Genomic DNA, 20,720 nt, shown 5'->3' with positions numbered 1-20,720 from the left:
CACCGGAAAAACAGATCAATCTCCGTAGAAGGTGTGTTCCATTACCCGGCGGGCACGGCGTGTGATGCGGCGGTAATCCTCTACGAGGTCCTCGCTGCTGTCCGGCGGGTAGCCCAGGGTGCGGGAGATGAGCGCGCGTTCGCGCAGGTCCGCTGGGATCGAGTCGGCGGCGCGGCCCCGGATCAGGACGATGGCGTCGCGGATGCGCGAGGCGAACCTCCAGGCCTGGGCGAGTGAGGCCTCGTCATCGGCCGGCAGCAGGCCCTCGACGACCGCCGCGCGCAGCGTCTCCAGGGTCCGGGTGGTCCGCAGCGACGGCAGGCGCCCGGCGTGGCGGAGCTGGAGGAGCTGGGCAACCCACTCCACGTCCGACAGCCCTCCCCTGCCGAGCTTGGTGTGCAGGGCCGGGTCGGCCCCGCGAGGCAGCCGTTCTGCCTCCATGCGCGCCTTCAGTTTCCTGATCTGCAGCACGGCCGCGTCGGAGATGCCGCCGGACGGGTAGCGCAGCGGATCGGCCAGTGCGAGGAGGTCCGCGCCGAGCTGGGCGTCCCCGGCCGAGAACCGGGCCCGCAGCAGCGCCTGGGACTCCCATGGCGACGACCAGCGCTCGTAGTAGGCGGCGTAGGAGGCCAGCGTGCGGACCAGCGGCCCCTGACGGCCCTCCGGGCGCAGGTGGGGGTCGATGAGCAGCGGCGGGTCGGGGGCGGGCAGCGCCAGCAGCCGGTGCAGCTCGTTGGCCACCGCGAAGGCCATGTCGGTGGCCTCCCGCTCCGGGATCCCCTCAAGCGGCGCGTGCACGAACATGACGTCGGCGTCGCTGCCGTAGGAGCATTCGAGGCCGCCGAGACGCCCCAGCGCGATCACCGCGAACCTCGTGCCCAGCGGGGCGCGCCGCTCCATCTCGACCTTGCCGATCGCGGCGTCCAGCGCTGCCTGGATCGTGGTGTCGTTGAGCGCCGACAGCGCCTGGCCGACCTGTTCGATGTCGATGTGCCCGTCGAGGTCGGCGACCGCCGTGCGGAACAGTTCCCTGCGCCGCAGCCCGCGCACGGCGGCCACCGCGTTCTCGGCCTGGGTCGGGTAGCGGCTCACCGTGGCCCGCGCCTCCGACAGCAGCGCCTCGGGCGGCCGCGGATCCAGCTCGGCGTCCGAGCCGAGCATCGCCACCGCGCCGGGGGCGTGCAGCAGCAGTCCCGTCGCGTAACGGCTGGTTCCGAGGAGCCGGGCCAGCCGCGCGGCCACCACGGTCTCGTCACGCAGCAGCCGCAGGTACCACGGCGTGGTGCCGAGTTTGTCGGAGATCTGGCGGAAGCCGAGCAGACCGGCGTCGGGGTCGGGGGCGTCGGCGAACCAGCCGAGCATGACGGGCAGCAGGGTCCGCTGGATCGCCGCGCGGCGCGAGACGCCACTGGTCAGCGCGCTGATGTGGCGGAGCGCTCCGGCCGGATCGGTGTAGCCGAGCGCCTCCAGCCGGGCCTGCGCGGCGGCGGCGGAGAGCCGGGTCTCGGATTCCGGAAGCCGGGCGACGGCCTGCAGCAGCGGCCGGTAGAACAGCTTCTCGTGCAGGCGCCTGGCCTCCATCGCGTGCCGTCTCCAGCGGGTGGTGAACTCTCCCACCGGATCGCTGATCATGCCCAGTCCCCGGCCGATCCGGCGCAGGTCGGCGACGCCCTCGGGCACCACGTGGGTACGGCGGAGCCGGTGCAATTGGATCAGGTGCTCGACCTGGCGCAGGAACGTGTACGCCTCGGCGAGCGCCTTGGCGTCCTCCCTGCCGACATAGCCGCCCCGGGACAGGGCGGCGAGCGCGGAGAGGGTGCCACGGCGGCGCAGCAGGGGATCCAGGCGGCCGTGGACGAGCTGGAGCAGCTGGACCGCGAACTCGATGTCGCGCAGACCGCCGGGCCCGAGCTTGAGCTGGCGTTCCACCTCGGTCTTGCGGATGTGATCCTCGACCCGGCGGCGCATGGCCTGCACGTCCTCGACGAACCTTTCACGGGTGGCGGCTTGCCAGACCATCTCGTTCATCGCGGAGACATATCGTTCGCCGAGCGCGGAGTCGCCCGCCACCGGCCGGGCCTTCAGGAGTGCCTGGAACTCCCACGTCTTGGCCCAGCGCCGGTAGTAGGCCTGGTGGCTGGCGAGAGTGCGGACCAGCGGACCGGTCCTGCCCTCGGGGCGCAGGGCCGCGTCGACCTCCCAGAGCGAACCCTCGGGGGTGCTGGCCGAGCAGGCGCGCATCATGCCCTGGGCCAGCCGGGTGGCGAGGTGGAGGGCTGTGGTCTCGTCCATGGTCCCAGCGGCGTCCTCGCGCGGCTCGGCCACGAAGATGACGTCGACGTCGCTGATGTAGTTGAGCTCGCGGGCCCCGCACTTGCCCATGCCGATGACGGCCAGCCGTACCGAACCGGAGTCGGTGTGCTCGGACCGTGCGATGGCGAGCCCCGCCTCCAGTGCGGCGCCGGCCAGGTCGGACAGCTCCGCGGTGACCTCGGTGAGCGAGGCCGCACCGGTGACGTCCCGCGCGGCCAGCTGGAGCAGGCGTCCCCGGTAGGCGACCCGCAGCGCGGCCAGGGTGGCGGTGCTCGCGTCCGTGGCCCGCGGCTCGGGGTCGTCGGGCTCGGCGCCGACCGCGAGCAGCAGGTCCACGCGGAGCTGCTGCGAGGTCGGGCGCCGTACGGCCTGCGTGCCCTCGAGGAGACGGCGGTGCTCGGGATGCCTGACCACGTGGTCACCGAGAGCGGCACTGACACCGAAGACCCCGAGCAGCCGGGCCCGCAGGCCGGGATCGGAGCGGAGCTCTCCAATGACACTCGGGTCCTGCCGGGTCAGCCGGTTCAGCGAGGTGAGCGCCAGATCGGGATCGGCCGTGGCGACCAGGGAGTCCAGCAGGTCGAAGTCGCCGGCCGCCTCGGGTCCCAGCTCGTCGAGCAGCCTCTCGGCCCTGGCCCCGTCGGCAAAACCGATCATGGCCAGTCTCCCGGCGGTCGTCTGCATCCGGGATGCGGTGTTCACCGGCCCTCCCTCGTCCTCGATCGCCGACGCAGGTGGCCTTCCCTCCCCCTGCACCGACATCCATACCCTCGGTGGGCAGACGGAGCCCGTGCCCCGGTCCCCGTCTACCGCGCGGGCGGCTCGGCTCCTCCGTCTGTGCCCGCTCTCCGGGACCCGGTCCGCGTCTCAGGCAACCGGGGGTACCGCCGCACACGCTGATTCTGAAAGTGTGCAGCGTCGCCAGTGGATCCGCAACGTAATCACACGGTCACGCGGATCGGACGACGGCGGCGAACCGTTCGGCGAGCGGCCGCCAGGTGTCGATGAGGCGCTGCTCGGCCTCCTTCACCTGAGTGCCGAGATCCTCGACCGAGTAGCCCAGGCCGGTCAGGTGGTCGGCCGAGCCGCTGATCCACTCCGTGAAGATCTCCGGGGTGGTCTCGGGGTGAAACTGCACGGCCCACGCCCTCTCCCCCAGCCGGTAGGCCTGGTTGGGGTAGGGGTCCCCGGTGGCCAGCCGTACCGCGCCCTCGGGGAGCCTGGTCATCGCGTCCCCGTGGTACTGGACGGCCAGGGCGGGGCCGAGCCCGGCGAACAGCGGGTCGGCGTCGGCCTCCGGGAGCGGGACGATCTCCAGTGCGCCCACCTCCAGCCCGTGCTCACCCCGTTCGACGGCGCCGCCGCAGGCGAGCGTCATGAGCTGGGCGCCCAGGCAGATCCCCAGGGTCGGCACGCCACCCTCGACTGAGCTCCGGATCAGGTCACGGGTGGCGGGCAGCCAGGGGTACCGCTCGTCCTCCCAGGCCGCCGCCTCGCCTCCGAGCACGATCAGCCCGTCCTCGGCGCGCTCCGGCACCGCCTCGCCCAGGTAGGGCCTGACCACCTCGCACCCGATCCCGGCGGTGTCCAGCCAGCCGGCGAGGAAACCCGGACCGGCGGTGGCTTCGTGCTCAACAACGGTGACTCTCATGGGGTAATTATGGACCGTTGAGCCGTGCCCCCCGATTTGAGGAGAATCCCGTGAGCCCTGTTTTCGGCGACGTCGACGTCCCCGGCGGCCGGTTGCGCGTCGCCCGGTTCGGCACCGGACCGCGACTGATCGTGGCCGTGCACGGCATCACCGCCTCGCTCATGGCCTGGAGCGGAGTCGCACAGCGGCTGCCCGCCGAGTGGTCGCTGGTCGCGATGGACCTGCGGGGCCGTGGCCACAGCGCCGGGATTCCCGGCCCGTTCGGCCTGCGGCGGCACGCCGAGGATGTCGGCCTGGTCGCCCGGTCCGTGGGAGCGGAGTCCGAGATCGTGCTCACCGGCCACTCCATGGGCGCCTACGTAGCGGCCCTCGCCGCGGCCGAGCACGACTACGCCAAGGTCGTGCTGATCGACGGCGGTCTCCCGCTGCCCCTGCCGCCCGGCCTGGACCCCGACGCCGTCCTCTCCGCCACGCTCGGCCCGGCCATCGCCCGGCTCAGCCAGACCTTCCCCAGCACCGACGCCTACGTCGACTTCTTCAAAGCGCACCCGGCCTTCGCCGGGAACTGGAGCGACCAGGTGGAGGAGTACGTCCGCTACGACGCGACCGGCCCGGAGGGCGCGGTGCGCTCGCGGGCACAGGAGGACGCGGTGCGCCAGGACGGCCGGTGGCTGCTCACCGAGAGCGAGGCGATCGGGGCCGCGCTACACGCGGTGAAGTCGCCGCTGTCGCTGCTGCGGGCCCCGCGCGGGCTGCTCGACCAGCCGGTCGGCATGATCCCCAGTGAGCTGGCCACCGTCTGGACCGAGCGGTTGCCCGCGCTGGAGGACGAGCTGGTCGACGACTGCAACCACTACACGATCCTGATGCAGGACCGCTGCGCCTCGCTGGTCGCCGACCGTCTGTCCCGTTGACCTGGATCCCTGAAGGACGCAGGCCGCGTCCTTCAGGGAAGGGGTCGGCCCGGAGCGGCCCCGACGGTTCAGGCGGGAGCGATCCAGACGGTCTTGGCGGCGGCGACCAGGGTGCCGTCCACCTCGTAGACGGCGCTCTCGCCGAAGAGCTTGCGGCCCTCGCGACCGGTGGCGCGGCCGACCACGGAGTAGGTGCCGCCGGGGTAGACCCGGCGGTGGACCTGCGCGGTCATCCGGCCGAGCAGGGCGGACTCGCCGGGCTTGAAGTGGGTCCAGCCGGTGACGCAGTCGAGTGCGGCCCAGATGATCGACTCAGGGACGGCCCCGTCCTCGTCGGTGACGGTCATCGGCACCCGCCAGCCGGCGGCGAGGAGGTCGGTGCCGGGCACCGGGCCGGGGAAGATGCGCAGGCCATCACCGGGGTCGCGCATTCCGCAGGAGAAGCAGCCGGGGAAGGCGTGGCCGGTGAGCCCGGCGAAGCCGCCCTCGGCCAGGGCCGCCTCGTTGAAAGGCACGAACGCCGGGGCGTCGAGATCCTCGGCGACCGGGATGGCCTCGACGAGGAGGGTGTCGCCGTCGGTGAGGGTGGCGGTGTTGGCGAGGTGGCGCAGGGCCAGCTCGGTCTCCAGCGGGGTGGGGGCGTGCAGCGTGACCTCGACAGCCGAGTCGTGCCGGGCGCCGTGCAACGCCTCGGTGATCGTGCCCGCGATCCATCCGCCGTTCGCGGTGCCCTCGGGCCCGCGGAAACGCGCCGGAACGGTCAACACGGTCTGCAGCTCGGCAGCCGTCGTCATGCCGCACCCCCCTATCGTTTTGTATGGCTATTGATCGTCAAAAATCACCCTAAAGGGACCAACCGATTTTACCGGAGTCGTTGCGTGTACAACGAACCCGGGGTCGATGCACCCAGGGTGCAGGCAGCGTACGGCATGTCGTAACGGCCGATGGCCCCGCTCCCCGTTCCCGGGGCGGAGCCCTCTACAGCACAGGAAGATACCGGCCGATCTCGAACTCGGTGACCTGGCGGCGGTATTCGTTCCACTCGGTGCGCTTGTTGCGCAGGAAGTAGTCGAAGACGTGCTCGCCGAGGCTCTCGGCGACCAGCTCGCTGCGCTCCATGACCGCGATGGCCTCGTCCAGCGACTGGGGCAGCGGCTGGATGCCCAGCGCGCGGCGCTCGGCGGAGGTCAGCGCCCAGACGTCGTCCTCGGCGCCCGGGGGCATCTCGTAACCCTCCTCGATGCCCTTCAGGCCCGCGGCCAGGATCACCGCGAAGGCCAGGTAGGGGTTACAGGCCGAGTCGAGCGAGCGGAACTCGATGCGGGTGGAGCCGCTCTTGTGCGGCTTGTACATCGGCACCCGGACCAGGGCCGAGCGGTTGTTGTGGCCCCAGCAGATGTAGCTCGGGGCCTCGCCGCCGGCTCCGGCGATCGCCTCCGCGCCACCCCACAGGCGCTTGTAGGAGTTGATCCACTGGTTGCAGACCGCGGTGATCTCGGCGGCGTGCGTGAGCAGGCCGGCGATGAAGGAGCGGCCGACCTTGGAGAGCTGGTAGTCGGCGCCGGGCTCGTAGAAGGCGTTGCGGTCACCTTCGAACAGCGACATGTGGGTGTGCATTCCGGAGCCGGGGTGCTCGGTGAAGGGCTTGGGCATGAAGGTCGCCCAGATGCCCTGCTCCAGCGCGACCTCCTTCATGACCAGGCGGAAGGTCATGATGTTGTCGGCGGTGGTGAGCGCGTCGGCGTAGCGCAGGTCGATCTCCTGCTGGCCGGGGCCGCCCTCGTGATGGCTGTATTCGACCGAGATGCCCATCGACTCCAGCATCATGATCGCGTTGCGCCGGAAGTCGTGGCCGGAGCTGTGCGGGGTGTGGTCGAAGTAGCCGCCGTCGTCGATCGGCTCGGGACGCCTGCCGCGCCCGGGCCGGTCCTTCAGCAGGAAGAACTCGACCTCGGGGTGGGTGTAGAAGCTGAAGCCCATGTCGGAGGCCTTGGCCAGGGTGCGCTTGAGCACCCAGCGCGGGTCGGCGTGCGAGGGCGAACCGTCTGGCATGAGGATGTCGCAGAACATCCTGGCCGCGCCCGGCGTCTCGCTGCGCCACGGCAGGATCTGGAACGTCGACGGGTCCGGCTTGGCCAGCATGTCCGACTCGTAGACCCGGGCGAAGCCCTGGATCGCCGAGCCGTCGAAGCCGATGCCCTCGGCGAAGGCCCCCTCCAGCTCCGCAGGGGCGATCGCCACCGACTTGAGGAATCCGAGCACGTCGGTGAACCACAGCCGGATGAACCGGATGTCGCGCTCCTCAAGGGTGCGGAGAACGAACTCCTGCTGACGGTCCAAGGCCATCTCCTTCACTGCCGACGCCGACGTGGTGCGACACGCCTGGTCTTCTCCCAGTCTGCCCGCTCCGTGTTTCGCACACGTTACGAGGGGGAGCGGCGAGATGCCGCATCGCCCGCTCCCACCTGCCCGTTACCTGTCCCTCGCCGCGCCTCCGCGTCCCTCACCCCATCCCCTCTTACAGTGTGCGCCGGAGCGGCCGACGTCCTATTCGGGGGAAGAGACGATGCGCACCGAACGTGAAAGACCATCGGGCGAGGCGACACCGCCGATCCCGCTCAGCGAACGGCTGGCGGCGATGGCGGCCCCGTGCCCGGTGCACCCGTCGCTGTACCAGATCGAGGCCGCGGTCATCGACTGGTCGCGCGAGGTCGGCCTGGACGCCGTCCCCGGAGCGGGCGTCCACCTGCTGGCCGGGCGGGCGTTCGCCCGGTACGGCACGGCCACGGCCACGCTGTTCGCGCGCTGGCTGACCTGGGCGTTCTGCCTCCGCGAGAAGCCGCCGGCGTTCACCGGGGTGTTCGCCGTGGCCGGGGGCGGCCCGCCGGGACCGCCACTGGAGCGGGCCTTCGCCGACCTGTGGCGGGTCTGCGCGCCCGCGATGAGCGACGGGTGGCGTGAGCGCTTCCTGGCCGGGCTGGCCGCCCAGCACGTGGCGCTGCTCGACACCGGGACGCCCCCGGTCGAGGACTATCCGGCACGGGGCAGGGCCGGTTTCGGGCCGTACCTGTTCGACCTGGTGGAGCCCTGCACGGGGGTGGAGGTGCCCGCCCCGATCCGGGAGAGCACGCAGTGGCGGGCGGTCGCCGAGGCGAGCGGCGACGTGGCCGCCTGGTGCCACGACCTGGTCACCGGGCGCGGCTACGTGGCGTCGGCCTCGGTCTCGCTGGGCCTGTCCGGTGAGGCGGCCGAGCAGTGGGTGATCGACCGGGTGGTGGCCCGGATGGAGGAGCTGTGGACCGCCGCCCGCGCGGTCCCCACGGTCGTGGAACGGCATGGCCTCGGCCTCGCCGCCTCCCGCGAGGTGATCCAAGTGGCCTGTGCTTTCTTGACCATTCCCAGGGCTTACTTGGAGTGGCTTCTGGAATCATCCCGCTATCGTCACTTGCGGTAACCGCAGGGGAGCTTGACGTAACACGGGGGTCACGATGGGCACTGAGCTTCTCCATCACAAACTGGGGCGCGCCTTCGCGCAGATGGACGTGGACGGCAAAGGGAAGATCAAACGCGACGACCTGCTCGGGCTCGGGGCACGGATCCTGATCGGTTTCGGCGAATCACCGACCTCTCCCACCGGCAGCAGGCTCGTTCACGGGTTCGAGTCGCTCTGGCAGACCCTGTCGGCCGAGATCGGCGCCGACGGCGACGGCTCGATCTCCCCGCAGGAGTTCCAGGCGGGCATGATCTCGGCGTTCGGCGACGGCGACCGGTCCGACCCGGTGCTCCGATCGGTGGCGGAGGCGATCGGAGCGCTGTGTGACGCCGACGGGGACGGGGCCGTCGGGCCTGCCGAGTTCCGGGTCATGCTGACCGCTTTCGGCACGGCGCACGACGACGTGGACGCCGCGTTCGACCGGCTTGACCGGGATCACGACGGGAGCATTCCGGTCGGCGAGCTGATCGAGGCGGTCCGGCAGTACTACACGAGCACCGACCCGAACGCGACCGGCAACTGGCTGTTCGGTCCGCTGTAGTCAACGACCCCCTCCTGAAGGAGGGGGCTTGAGGCGCGGTAATGCGCTTTGAAGCCCCGCGTTGACCAGCCCTGGCCGTCAGCTCAAGGAGGTGCATTTTGATGGCTACGTTGAACACAAGATCGCAGACCCACCGGCAGGTGCTTCCTCAGCCTGCCGCTCTGGAATCCGTGGGAGCAGACACGCCCGAGGGTGGGCACGGAACGGCTCACGGACACCGCCGCCCGGCGGTACCTGGTGTTCAACCTGGGCGAGGGGAGATCGAGCGGACCGGCACCCGGTCTGCTCGGCGTCACCCCGAGGACGCTTCGACGTCTGAGGGAGCCAACCGTGAGGTTCACCCCGTCGTGTTCGTCCTGGACAAACACGGCCACCCGCTCGACCCCTGCCATCCCGCCCGTGCCCGCCGCCTGCTGGCAGCCGGCCGGGCCGTGGTTCACCGCCACACCCCGTTCGTCATCCGCCTCAAGGACCGCGACGCGGCGATCTCGACCGTCGAAGGCGTGCACGTCGGCATCGACCCCGGCAGCAAGCACACCGGCCTGGCCGTGTTCACCCCGCGCGGCGCAGACCGGAGGGGAACGTACGCGATCCAGCTCGACCACCGGGGCGCAGCGATACGAGACAAGCTCACCGCCCGCTCGCAGTATCGACGGCGGCGCCGTAGCGCGAACCTGCGTTACCGCGCGCCCCGGTTCTCCAACCGGACCAAGCCGAAGGGGTGGCTCGCGCCGTCCCTGCAACACCGCGTCGACACGACCCTGTCGCAGGTGGCGCGGCTGACCCGCTGGGCGCCCGTGGCCGCCGTGCACGTGGAGCGGGTCTCCTTCGACACCCACAGCCTGTCGGCGGGCCGGCCGCTCCAAGGGGCGGAATACCGGCAGGGCACCCTCGCCGGGTACGAGGTGCGCGAATACCTGCTGGCCACGTGGGGCCGGGCGTGCGCGTACTGCGGTGCGACCGGCCTGCCCGTTCACCCCGCGTCCGGTGGCCGTACGAAGTGGAACCGCTCCCGCACCGGCGCCGCCAAGTCGCACACGTTGGACGCGTTGCACGTCGGTGAACTGGAGACCGTGACCGTCTGGCCGCCGGTGGTCCTGGTGGTCACGGCGACCGGGCGCGGCGCCTACGCCCGCACCACCCCCGACCGCTACGGGTTCCCCCGTCTTGTCCGGCCACGGATCAAACTGCACCACGGCTTCCAGACCGGCGACCTGGTCCGGGCGAACGTCCCGGCAGGCAAGAAGGCCGGGGTTCACCTCGGGCGAGTCCTGGTCCGCTCCTCCGGTTCGTTCGACATCACCACCCGGCACGGTCGCGTCGCCGGGATCAACCACCGGCATGTCCGTCATCTTCAGCGCGCGGACGGCTACGGCTACACGACTCAGAAAGAAGCCGATCGAAATGACTGACCGGTCAGGGCACGCTCGGGCCTTGACGGCCCTCCCGCTCCCGATTCCTCCCCGGCCCGAAGGCCGGGGCATCCTCGGGAGGTTCAGGTGATGCTCATCGAGACGGCCACCAGGACGGCGGACAGGACGGGGTCGCGGCCACTGCGGGAGCGGACTCCCACGGTGGCCGCGATGTTGCTGCTGCCTCTCGTCGACCGGATCCCCGCCATGGCCGCACCGTGTCGCATGCATCCCTCCATCGATCGGATCGAGGTCGCCCTCGCCGAGTGGGCCCGCGAGGCCGGGCTGGAGCCACCCGAGGGAGCGGGGTTCGAGCGGATGGCCGGACGCGCCTTCGCGGGGTTCGGTGTGGACTCGGCGCTCCTGTTCGCCAAGTGGCTGACGTGGCTGTTCCACTTCGACGACGAGTGGGACGAGAAGCCGGCCGGACACGCGGCCGAGATCGTGGAGGCCACCTTCGCCCGCCTCGGGCGCCTGGCGTGCGCCGTACCACCCCTGGCGAGAGGCGTCATACCCCTCCGGGAGAAGGACATCCCGCCTGTCCGGGCGGCCGGCGGCACGCCGGTCGAGGCGGCCTTCCAGGATCTCTGGCGGCTCACCGCCGGACGGATGAGCACGCATTGGCGGGAGCGGTTCGCCCGGGGGCTGCGGGAGCAGGGGGCGGCCTGCCGTGCGGAGGCGGACAACAGACGGAACGGACGGGTGCCCTCGGCCGGGGAGTATCCGGCGCTCCGGCGCGGAACGGCCGGCCCCTATCTGTTCGACCTCGTGGAACCGTGCCTGGGAGTGGAGGTGCCGCCGGCGCTGCGGGAGAGCCCGACCTGGCAGACGCTGGTGGACGCCTGTAACGACGTGACCGCGTGGTGCAACGACGTGGCGTCGTATCCCAAGGAGCGCGCGAACGGGGATGTACACAACTACGTGACGGTCGCCGCCGTCGCGTTCGGGCTCTCGGACGCCGACGCCGTCGGGTGGGTGAACGACCGGATCGCCGAGCGTGCCGAGGACCTGCGGACCGCCGCCATGCGGCTGCCGGAGATGTTCGACCGGTTCGGGCTGCGGGCGGCGCAGGCCAGGGATCTCAGCAAGGTGGCGTGCGCGTTTCTCTCCGCCCCCAAGGCGCAGCTGGAGTGGCTCCTGGAGTCCAGCAGATACGAAATGGCGTAGCCGCCGCGTGCCTGCTCCGGCGGGTGCTCCGGCGCGGCGTCGACCGCCTGATCCACGGAGACCGTGCCGCCGTTCAACGTGAATGTGGAAATCTGACTACCGATGATCTCTTACAGCCTGCGAACGATGGTGGGTATTGCCGTATGACATGGGACCAGGTGGCTCTACGCTTGCCCCTGAAATGCTGACATTTCGTGCCTTAGGACCGTTCCAGGCGCGTCACGGCGACGTGGTGCTCGACCTCGGCGGCCAACGCCAGATGGCGGTGCTGGCCCGGCTCCTCGTAGCGGGCGGCCGCGCCGTCCCCGTAAGCATGCTCATCGACGAACTCTGGCCGGGCGAACCCCCCGCCCAGGCGCTGTCGACCATCCAGGGGTACGTCTCGCGGCTGCGGCGCGCCCTGGAACCCGGCCGTGCGCCCAGGGAGGAGGCGGAGGTGCTGGTCTCCGCCCCACCGGGATACGCGCTGCGCGCCACCCCAGACCAGGTGGACTGCTGGACGTTCGAGAGCGCGGTCAAGGCAGAGGGCGGACCTGCCGCCGTGTGGGAGCGCCTGAACGACGCCCTCGCCCTGTGGTGGGGCCCCGCGCTGGCCGAGTTCTCCGACCTGCCCTGGGCGGTGACCGAGGCGGCCCGGCTGGAGGAGCTGCGGCTGATCGCGGTCGAGCGCCGCGCCGACGCGGGACTGCTGCTCGGCCAGTCCGGCGCCCTGGTGGCCGACCTGGAGGCACACGCCTCGGCCCATCCCCTGCGGGAGGAGGCCTGGCGGCTGCTCGCGCTGGCGCTCTACCGCAGCGGCAGGCAGGGCGACGCGCTGGGCGCGCTCCGGCGGGCCAGGATGGTGCTCCGCGACGAGCTCGGCCTCGACCTCGGCGCCACCCTCCAGCGCCTGGAGTCCGACATGCTGTCGCAGTCCTCCCACCTGGACCTGCCCACGGCCCCCAGGGAGGCGGTCTCCACGCGGACGGCCGGACGGACGGTCGCGCGGGTGACGGAGCCGGCGGAGTTGCGTGTCGTGGTGGCCGACGACCAGGCCCTGGTCCGCACCGGCCTGCGGGTCGTGCTGGACAGCGAACCAGGCTTCCACCTCGTGGCCGAGGCCGAGAACGGCGAGCAGGCGATCGCGGCCGTCCGGGAGACCTCACCCGACCTGGTGCTGATGGACATCCAGATGCCCCGGCTGGACGGCCTCACCGCCGCGCGGCGGATCCTCGCCGACCCGTCCCCGCCCAAAGTGATCATGATGACCACGTTCGGCACGGACGACAACCTCTACGCGGCGCTGCGGGCCGGAGTGAGCGGCTTCGTGCTCAAGACCTCGGCTCCCGAGCAGCTCCTCACCGCGATGCGCGCCGCGCGGGCCGGTGACGCGCTGATCGACCCGGCCGTCACCACCCGGCTGATCGCCTCCTTCGCCGGACGCGCCGACCCCTCGGCGCCGCTCGGCCTCGCCGGCCTCGACGACACCGAGCTGGACCTGATGAAACTGATCGCCCGAGGGCTCACCAACCGGCAGATCGCCGCGACCCTGTCGGTCCCCGAGCGGGCGGTGGCGCAGTCGGTGTCCAAGCTCCTGGACCACCTGGGGCTGTTCGACCGGGCCCAGCTCGTCGTCTCGGCCTACGAGTCGGGGCTGGTCAACCCGGGCGGCATGGGCGGATAGCGATGTCCGAGCGGGCGCAGCCCACCCCAGCGGAAGACACCGGCACGGTGATCCCCCTCCGCCCGGTCACGACCGTCGCACGTGACCTGGTGACCTCCCCGCTGCGCCTGGCGGTCGTCGCCCTGTCCGCCGGTGCGTTCGCGCTCACGGTGGCCGGGATCGTCATCACCGGGAGCCTGCCGCCCGGCTGGGCTCCCCACCCGCCCGCCACCCCCGATCTCGCCGGCGGCCTGACCTTCCCGCTGGTGGGCGCCTTCCTGCTGGCCCACCGCTCACGCTCGGCCGCCGCCTGGCTGATGTGCGTCGGCGGGGTCGGCTGCGCGCTCAACGTCTTCGGCTCCGTCATGATGCTCCGCTCCGGCGCCAACGGCGCGCTGACGGCCGCCGCCTACTACCGCTACGTCGGGGGGATCGGCTGGGTCATGGGCGGCATTCTGCTGGCGATCATGCTCCCGCTGTACTCCCCCGACGGGCGGCTGCCCTCCCGGCGCTGGCGGCCGATAGTGGTCGTGGCGGCCCTGGCGATGGTGGTCGAGGCGGTCCGCCTCGTCGTGCGCCCGACACCGCCCGTCGAGAGCTACCCGCTGCCCCGGATCATCCCCAACCCCCTCGCGGTCGAGGCGCTCGGCCCCTACAACACCGCGATCTATGGCGCCCTGTCATACCTGATCAACATCCTCGTGGTCCTGTCCCTGATCTCCCTGGCCCTGCGCGCCCGCCGGGCCGACCCCACCACACGCCGCCAGATCGCCTGGCCGATGAGCGCGTTCGCCCTCTACATCGTCTTCCTGCTGGCCGGGGAGAGCTGGTGGCTGCCGGCCACGATCGCGACCGGGCTGATCCCCGTCGCCATCGCCTTCTCCGTGCTGCGCTACCGGCTGTACGGCATCGACACCGTGATCAGCCGCGCCTTCGTGGCCGCCGGGCTGATCTCCGCGGTCAGCGCGGTCTACTTCGGGGTCGGCGCGATCGCCGGGCTGGTCGTGTCCGGGTACGACAGGATCGGCGGCCTGGCGGCGGCGCTGTTCGCCGGGGCCGTCTTCCACCCGCTCCGCCGCCTGCTGCGGCGGTGGGTGGACCGGCTCATGTACGGCACGTACGGCGATCCGCGCGCCCTGGCCGCCCGACTGGCCCGGGAGGTCGGCGAGACCGAGCCCGCCAACGCGCTCGCCGCCGTGGCCGCCGCGATCCGCGACGGCCTGAGCGTCACCGGGGTCGCGGTCGAGGTGGACGGTCCGGGGGCCAGGCGGGTGGAGGTCGGCCTGCTGGGGCCGGCCCCGCGCACGGTTCCGCTGGTCTGGCACGGAGAACCGTGCGGGAGGCTGCTGCTCGGCTCCCCCGGTCCCCGCAGGTTCGCCGCGGCCTACAACGACCGGCTGATCACCGCGGTCACACCGTACGTGGCGGACGTGGCGCACGCCGTACGGATGACCGCCGACCTGCAGCACTCCCGCGAACGCATCCTCACCGCCCGCGAGGAGGAACGCCGCCGTCTCCGGCGGGACCTGCACGACGGACTCGGCCACGCGCTGACCGACATGGCGATGTCGATCAACATGGCCAGGGTCAGCCTGCGGAGCGCGCCCGCCTCCGCCGACCGGCTCCTGACCGAACTGCGCAGCGGCATGGACGCCGTCGGCCAGGAGATCAAGGAGCTGGTGTACGGCCTGCGCCCTCCGACCCTGGACGAGCTCGGCCTGGCCGGAGCCGTAAGGGCACTGGCCGTCGAGGGCGAGCCGCAGGTGGCCGTGGAGACCGAGGGTGACCTGTCCGACCTGCCCGCGGCCACCGAGGTCGCCGCCTACCGGATCGCGCAGGAGGGGCTCACCAACATCCGCAAGCACGCGCGGGCCCGCTCCGCGGTGGTCTCGCTGCGGCGCGGCGATTCGCTGGTGGTCCGCGTCCAGGACGACGGGAACGGACTGCCCTCGGGGCCACGCTCCGGCGTCGGCCTGCTGTCGATGCGCGAGCGCGCCGCCGAGCTCGGCGGGACGTGCGTGATCGGCAAGGCCCCCGGCGGCGGCACGCTGGTAGAGGCCGTCCTGCCGATTCCAGCCGGCCAAATGTAACCCTTTTCGGTCTCTCAGGTCTCTACTCTCCGCCGGTCCGAAGGAGCAGGGTTCTCCACCGGTGGGACCGGGGCCTCGGTCCCGGGCTTCGATCACCAAGGAGCGGCGCTCTACGTCGGCGGGAATAAGGTGGAGCACGTGGCTCAACTCCGTATCGCCCTGGCCCAGACCGATCCCGTGGTCGGCGACCTGGCGGCCAATGCCGACAAGCTCGTCGAGTGGACCCGGCGCGCCGCCGACCGCGGCGCGCACCTGGTGGTGTTCACCGAGATGTTCCTGACCGGGTATCCGGTCGAGGACCTGGTGCTGCGCAGTTCATTCGTGGAGGCCTCCATCGCCTCGGTCGGGGCCCTCGCCCGGCGGCTGGCCGACGAGGGACTCAGCGAGATCCCGGTGGTCGTGGGCTACGTGGATCGGGCGGATCTGGCACCGCGCGTAGGACAGCCCAAGGGCTCCCCGCTCGACGCCGTCGCGCTGCTCCACCGGGGCCGAGTGGTCACCAAGACCGCCAAGCACCACCTGCCGAACTACGGCGTCTTCGACGAATACCGCTACTTCGTGCGGGGAGACCGGCTGCCGATCTTCCGGCTGCACGGGGTCGACGTGGCGATCGCGGTCTGCGAGGACCTGTGGCAGGAGGGCGGGCCGGTCGCGGCGGTGGCCGAGGCGGGAGCCGGACTGCTGGTGGTGCCGAACGCCTCGCCGTACGAGAGGGAGAAGGACGACGTACGGCTCGCGCTCGTCTCCCGCCGGGCGCGGGAGGCGGGCTGCGCCCTCGCCTACGCCAACCAGGTGGGCGGCCAGGACGAGCTGGTCTTCGACGGCGACTCGATCATCGTCTCCGCCTCCGGCGAGCTGGTCGCGCGGGCCGCGCAGTTCACCGAGCAACTGCTGGTCACCGACCTGGAGCTGCCCGAGGCCAGGTTCGGCGGTCTCGGCACCTTCCAGGTGGACGCCGGGGACGGGACCGTCATCACGGTGGAGCGGATCGAGCTGTCCGCCTTCCCCGTCGAGCCGTACACGCCGGAGCCCCCCTCGGCCGCCCCGCATCTCGACGACAGCGCCGAGGTCTACTCGGCGCTGGTCCTCGCGGTCCGCGACTACGTGGCCAAGAACGGCTTCGGGTCGGTCATCCTGGGCCTGTCCGGCGGGATCGACTCGGCGCTGACCGCGACGATCGCCGCCGACGCGATCGGCCCCGACCGGGTGCACGGGGTCATGATGCCCTCGCGTTACTCCTCGGAGCACTCGCTGGAGGACGCCTGGGAACTGGTGAGCCGGCAGGGGATCAACGCCCAGGTCGTGCCGATCGCCGACATCGTGGACGGCTTCGAGAAGGAGATCGAGCTGTCCGGCCTGGCCGCGGAGAACCTCCAGGCCCGGGTGCGCGGCATGATCCTGATGGGCCTGTCCAACCAGCACGGGCACCTGGTGCTCACCACCGGCAACAAGAGCGAGCTGGCCGTCGGCTACTCCACCCTCTACGGCGACTCCGCGGGCGGCTTCGCGCCCATCAAGGACGTGCTCAAGACCCAGGTGTGGAAACTGTCACGCTGGCGCAACGAGCAGGCGGGCACCTCGAGCGAGTTCCTGCACGGCTTCACCGTGCCGCCGATCCCGGAGAACTCCATCGAGAAGGAACCCAGCGCCGAGCTCCGTCCCGACCAGCGCGACACCGACTCCCTGCCGGAGTACGACGTGCTGGACCGTCTGCTGGACGACTACGTCGAGAAGGACATGGGCTCCGCCGAGCTGATCGCCACCGGCCACGACCCGGCTCTGGTCGCCCGCATCATCCGCCTGGTCGACCTCGCCGAGTACAAGCGCCGCCAGTATCCCCCGGGTCCCAAGATCACCCCCAAGAACTTCGGCCGCGACCGCCGCCTCCCCATCACCAACCGCTGGCGCGAGACGACCGTCTGAGGTTCGGAGCGTTTCCAAACACCAGGCCCTCCTGACGGCCCGCCCCGGACGCGGCTTACGGGGCGAGGCCGGTGAGGAGCTCGTCGACGATCCGCTCGGCGATGCCGTCCGGGAACTCGGCGTCCTCGCCGGATCCCATACTCCGCGCGTACCACATCATGGTGCCGACCAGCGTCGACATCGCGATGGGCACGTCGAGGTCGGCACGGAGCTCACCTGTCGCGATTCCCCGCCGCAGCAGGGCTGCCATCGCCGCCCTGCGCGGCTCGATCGAGGCCTGGCGGACCCGCTCCGCGAGGCGCGGGTGCCGCTCGGCGTCGTTCATCACGATGCTCATCACGCACCGGCTGCGCGCGTCGCACGCGTCACGGCGGACGGCCTCAAGGCAGGCGATCAGATCCTCGCGGACCGACCTGCCCCTCACCTGCGGAAGGGGCGATTTGAGCGTGGCCAGCGCGTCGACGAACAGGTCCTCCTTGTTGGACCAGCGCCGGTAGATCGTGGTCTTGCCCACCCCCGCTCGCGCGGCGATCGCCTCGATCGACAGCTCGGCGAGGCTCATGCCCTCGCCTATCAGGTCGAGAGTGGCGTCAATGATCGCCTTCTCTGCCCTGGCGCTGCGGGGACGGCCCGCCGGGCGGGCTGGCCGCGTCTCATCCGTCGTGGTCATAGCGTGTCTACACTACTGCCGGTTCCCTGTCGTGATCCATCTGCGGGGCAGGGGGAACCGTGGCGTTCTTCCCCGGCAGCCACTTCAGTGCCACCAGGGCTCCGAGCAGGGCGATCACGGCCGAGACCAGGGCTGTGACGTGCATGCCGTCGATGAAGGCCCGCTTGGCGGGCTCGATCAGCACCGCGCCGGGCGCGCCGAGCCCCTGGGCCACCCCGAGCGTGCCGGTCAGGGACTCGCCCGCGATGTGCCTGAGCTGGTCGGGCAGGCCGGTCAGCGCGGGGGCGATCTCGTCGCGGTAGGTCGCCGAGAGCAGCGAGCCCAGCAGGGCCACGCCGAGCGCGCCCGCGAGCTGGCGGACGGTGTTGCTCATGGCCGAGCCGACGCCGGCCTTCTCACGGGGCAACGACTCCATGATGGCGGTGGTCGCGGGCGGCATGATGTTGGCCATCGCCGCGCCCTGGACGAAGAAGACGATCTCGATCACCAGGACCGGGGTGTTCTGGTCCATCAGCGCGTAGCTGCCCAGCGCGGCGGCCACGATGACCATGCTCACGGTGGCGGTCAGCCTGCCGCCGAAGCGCTTGGCCATCTGCTGGCTGAGCGGGGCGAAGATGATCTGCGCGGCGGCGAACGGGATCATCAGCGCGCCCGCCTGCATCGGGCTGAAGCCCAGCACGATCTGCAGGTAGAAGACCAGGAAGAACATCGCCCCCATCATCGCGAAGAACACGATGCCGACCATGCCGACCGCGGTGGAGAAGCGGGCGTCGCGGAAGTAGGTGACGTCGAAGGCCGGGTGGTCGATACGGCGCTCGTACCAGACGAAGGCTGCCAGTACGGCCACGCCGAACAGCGTCGGGACCAGCACCTCGGCGCTGGCGACGGTGGCCAGTTCCCCGCCGCGGATGATGCCGTAGGTGATGGCGACCAGGCCCACGATGGACAGGAGCACGCCGACCGGGTCGAGCTTGGACGGCTTGGGGTCACGCGACTCGGGCACGACCAGGGTGATGAGCACCATGCTGACCAGCACGATCGGCAGGTTGATCAGGAAGACCGAGCCCCACCAGAAGTGCTCGATGAGCAGACCGCCGGTGATCGGGCCGATCGCCACGGCGATGCCGACGCCGCCGGCCCAGACGCCGATCGCCTTGCCGCGCTCCTGGGGCGGGAAGACGTTGGAGATGATCGCGAGTGTGGCCGGCATGATCGCGGCGCCGCCGATCCCCATGAACGCCCGGGCCACGATCAGCTGCCCGGGATCCTGGGAGTAGGCGCTGGCCAGCGAGGCGAGGCCGAAGAGCACCATGCCGACCAACAGCATGCGCTTGCGCCCGGTCCGGTCTCCGATGACGCCGAAGGTGAACAGCAGCCCGGCGAAGACGAGGGTGTAGGAGTTGATCGCCCATTCCATCTGGCTCTGGGTCGCGCCCAGGCCCTCCACGGGGTCGGCGATCGTCTTGAGTGCGACGTTGAGGATCGTATTGTCGAGTACGACCGCCAGGAGGCTGAAGACCAGCACTCCCAGGATCTGCCACCGTCTCGGATGGCCCAGCTGCTGTTCCATGGAACCCCGTTTTCGATACGTCAAAGTTTCGAAGCCCTACCGTAGTTCCCATGGTTTCGATACGCAACTGTTTCGTTTCGTATTAACACGACGTTCACCCGGGAGTCAGGCGGCGACCGGCACGGGCTGCTCGGCCGGTGCCGGGATCCGCCGCCAGAACGGCAGCGCGACCAGCACCATCAGCACACCGACCAGCCCCGCGAGGGCGAAGGCCCAGCCGGGACCGGCACCGTCGATGACCGCTCCGGCGATCGGCGCGGAGGAGGCACCGCCGATGAGCAGCGCCGTGCCGTGCAGGCCCATCGCCTCGCCCCGGGCTCCCGCCGGAACCCAGCGGCTGAGGGTCTCCACCGTGGACGACAGCCCGGGAGCGCACAGCACCCCCGCCGGGATGAGCGCCACGATCACCCACCGCCAGTCACCGCCCACCAGCCCCACCGGGATGGTGAGCAGGCTCATCACGCCGATCAGGATCAGGGGGGAGAAACCTCTGGGCAGCCCGCCGTACACGAAGCCGCCGATCAGCGAGTAGGAGCACCACAGACCGATGGCCAGACCGGTCCACGCCGTGTCGCCGCTGTGTTCCATCGTCGCCACCAGCGAGAGCTCGGTCGCGGTCAGCACGAAGGTGGCCGCGGAGGCGGTGCCGAGCAGCGTGAGGAGACCCGGGGTCAGCCACTGCCGTCTCCGGAGTTTCTCCGCCGGCGCCTCCATCTCCTCGGCCGAGCGGGTCGGCGGGTTCAGCAGGATGAGCGCCGCGCCGGAACAGGTGAGACCGGCCGCGACGATGGACATCGTCCACGCGCTGCCGAGCAGGGTGATCCCGAGGACGCCGAGGGCGGGGCCGGTCATGTAGGACAGCTCGACCATTATCGAGTCGAGGGAGAAACCGATCCTGCGCTGTTCCACCGGGACCAGAGCGGTCAGGCACTGCCTGATCACGCTGAACACCGGCAGGCCCAGCAGTCCGGCCGTCACCGAGGCGACCAGCAGCACGGGGTACGGCAGCGCCCAGGCGGAGGACCAGAAGGCAAGCTGTGCGACGGTGGTCACCAGCAGCACCGGGCGGAGGCCGTGCCTGTCGACGAACCGGCCCGCCAGCGGCGCCCCGACCGCCATCCCCACCGTGGTGGCGGTGCCGACCACCCCCGCCGCCAGCCAGCCCAGACCGAGGCTGCGGATGTGCAGCGTCAGCGTGATACCCGTCGCCGTGGCCGGGATCCGGGCGAGCAGGCCCACCAGCAGCAACGTCCGCACTCCCGGAAGGGTGAGCAGGCGACGGTAAGGTTCTATAGCCATTGTGATTGCTTACCTCCGCATGCATTGTGTCGTAC

The 20,720-nt window shown here is 71.1% G+C and carries 15 protein-coding genes; 8 read left to right on the top strand and 7 right to left on the bottom strand.

Going from position 1 to position 20,720, the window contains the following annotated elements:
- Positions 1-15: 15 nt before the first annotated feature.
- Together ACIN94_RS06035 and ACIN94_RS06030 are read right to left on the bottom strand one after the other, a co-directional pair.
- Positions 16-2,997, bottom strand: coding sequence for a bifunctional [glutamine synthetase] adenylyltransferase/[glutamine synthetase]-adenylyl-L-tyrosine phosphorylase (locus ACIN94_RS06035; RefSeq protein ID WP_400701649.1), 2,982 nt, complete (start codon positions 2,995-2,997; stop codon positions 16-18).
- A 265-nt stretch (positions 2,998-3,262) separates the two neighbouring features.
- Complete coding sequence (locus tag ACIN94_RS06030; RefSeq protein ID WP_400700288.1) at positions 3,263-3,964, bottom strand: type 1 glutamine amidotransferase; 702 nt, start codon at positions 3,962-3,964, stop codon at positions 3,263-3,265.
- 50 nt (positions 3,965-4,014) lie between these two features.
- Here ACIN94_RS06030 and ACIN94_RS06025 point away from each other — a divergent pair, with 50 nt between their 5' ends.
- On the top strand, positions 4,015-4,878 hold the full coding sequence (locus ACIN94_RS06025) for an alpha/beta hydrolase (protein ID WP_400700286.1): 864 nt from the start codon (positions 4,015-4,017) through the stop codon (positions 4,876-4,878).
- 68 nt (positions 4,879-4,946) lie between these two features.
- On the opposite strand, the gene ACIN94_RS06020 is transcribed toward ACIN94_RS06025, so the two are convergent.
- Positions 4,947-5,672 carry a hypothetical protein gene (locus ACIN94_RS06020; RefSeq protein ID WP_400700284.1) on the bottom strand — a complete coding sequence of 242 codons (726 nt, stop codon included), beginning with the start codon at positions 5,670-5,672 and terminating at the stop codon, positions 4,947-4,949.
- A 184-nt stretch (positions 5,673-5,856) separates the two neighbouring features.
- On the bottom strand, positions 5,857-7,218 hold the full coding sequence (gene glnA, locus ACIN94_RS06015; protein ID WP_400700282.1) for a type I glutamate--ammonia ligase: 1,362 nt from the start codon (positions 7,216-7,218) through the stop codon (positions 5,857-5,859).
- 226 nt (positions 7,219-7,444) lie between these two features.
- Here glnA and ACIN94_RS06010 point away from each other — a divergent pair, with 226 nt between their 5' ends.
- The 7 genes from ACIN94_RS06010 to ACIN94_RS05980 all read left to right on the top strand — a co-directional run bounded on the left by ACIN94_RS06010 (position 7,445) and on the right by ACIN94_RS05980 (position 17,146).
- Positions 7,445-8,332 carry a terpene synthase family protein gene (locus ACIN94_RS06010; RefSeq protein ID WP_400700280.1) on the top strand — a complete coding sequence of 296 codons (888 nt, stop codon included), beginning with the start codon at positions 7,445-7,447 and terminating at the stop codon, positions 8,330-8,332.
- 34 nt (positions 8,333-8,366) lie between these two features.
- Positions 8,367-8,912, top strand: a complete 546-nt coding sequence (locus tag ACIN94_RS06005) for an EF-hand domain-containing protein (protein ID WP_400700278.1) — start codon at positions 8,367-8,369, stop codon at positions 8,910-8,912.
- Positions 8,913-9,259: 347 nt separating this feature from the next.
- Positions 9,260-10,324, top strand: a complete 1,065-nt coding sequence (gene iscB / locus ACIN94_RS06000) for an RNA-guided endonuclease IscB (RefSeq protein ID WP_400700276.1) — start codon at positions 9,260-9,262, stop codon at positions 10,322-10,324.
- Positions 10,325-10,414: 90 nt separating this feature from the next.
- Positions 10,415-11,491, top strand: a complete 1,077-nt coding sequence (locus ACIN94_RS05995) for a terpene synthase family protein (RefSeq protein ID WP_400700274.1) — start codon at positions 10,415-10,417, stop codon at positions 11,489-11,491.
- 181 nt (positions 11,492-11,672) lie between these two features.
- Entirely contained in the window at positions 11,673-13,154 is a 1,482-nt protein-coding gene (locus ACIN94_RS05990; protein WP_400700272.1) for a BTAD domain-containing putative transcriptional regulator, read from the top strand.
- Between the two features lie 2 nt (positions 13,155-13,156).
- Positions 13,157-15,223: a histidine kinase gene (locus tag ACIN94_RS05985; protein ID WP_400700270.1), complete on the top strand. Its 2,067-nt coding sequence runs from the start codon at positions 13,157-13,159 to the stop codon at positions 15,221-15,223.
- A gap of 138 nt (positions 15,224-15,361) precedes the next feature.
- Entirely contained in the window at positions 15,362-17,146 is a 1,785-nt protein-coding gene (locus ACIN94_RS05980; RefSeq protein WP_400700268.1) for an NAD+ synthase, read from the top strand.
- Between the two features lie 55 nt (positions 17,147-17,201).
- On the opposite strand, the gene ACIN94_RS05975 is transcribed toward ACIN94_RS05980, so the two are convergent.
- The 3 genes from ACIN94_RS05975 to ACIN94_RS05965 form a co-directional block, all read right to left on the bottom strand.
- Positions 17,202-17,816 (bottom strand): TetR/AcrR family transcriptional regulator, encoded by a 615-nt coding sequence (locus tag ACIN94_RS05975; protein ID WP_400700266.1) that lies wholly within the window; start codon positions 17,814-17,816, stop codon positions 17,202-17,204.
- 7 nt (positions 17,817-17,823) lie between these two features.
- Positions 17,824-19,386, bottom strand: a complete 1,563-nt coding sequence (locus tag ACIN94_RS05970) for an MFS transporter (RefSeq protein ID WP_400700264.1) — start codon at positions 19,384-19,386, stop codon at positions 17,824-17,826.
- Positions 19,387-19,491: 105 nt separating this feature from the next.
- Positions 19,492-20,685: an MFS transporter gene (locus ACIN94_RS05965; RefSeq protein ID WP_400700262.1), complete on the bottom strand. Its 1,194-nt coding sequence runs from the start codon at positions 20,683-20,685 to the stop codon at positions 19,492-19,494.
- Positions 20,686-20,720: the final 35 nt, after the last annotated feature.

Source organism: Streptosporangium sp. NPDC087985, from assembly GCF_044741965.1.
Classification (GTDB): domain Bacteria; phylum Actinomycetota; class Actinomycetes; order Streptosporangiales; family Streptosporangiaceae; genus Streptosporangium.
The sequence above is the reverse complement of the archived record's forward strand: the minus strand, read 5'-3'. Positions and strand labels throughout refer to the sequence as shown.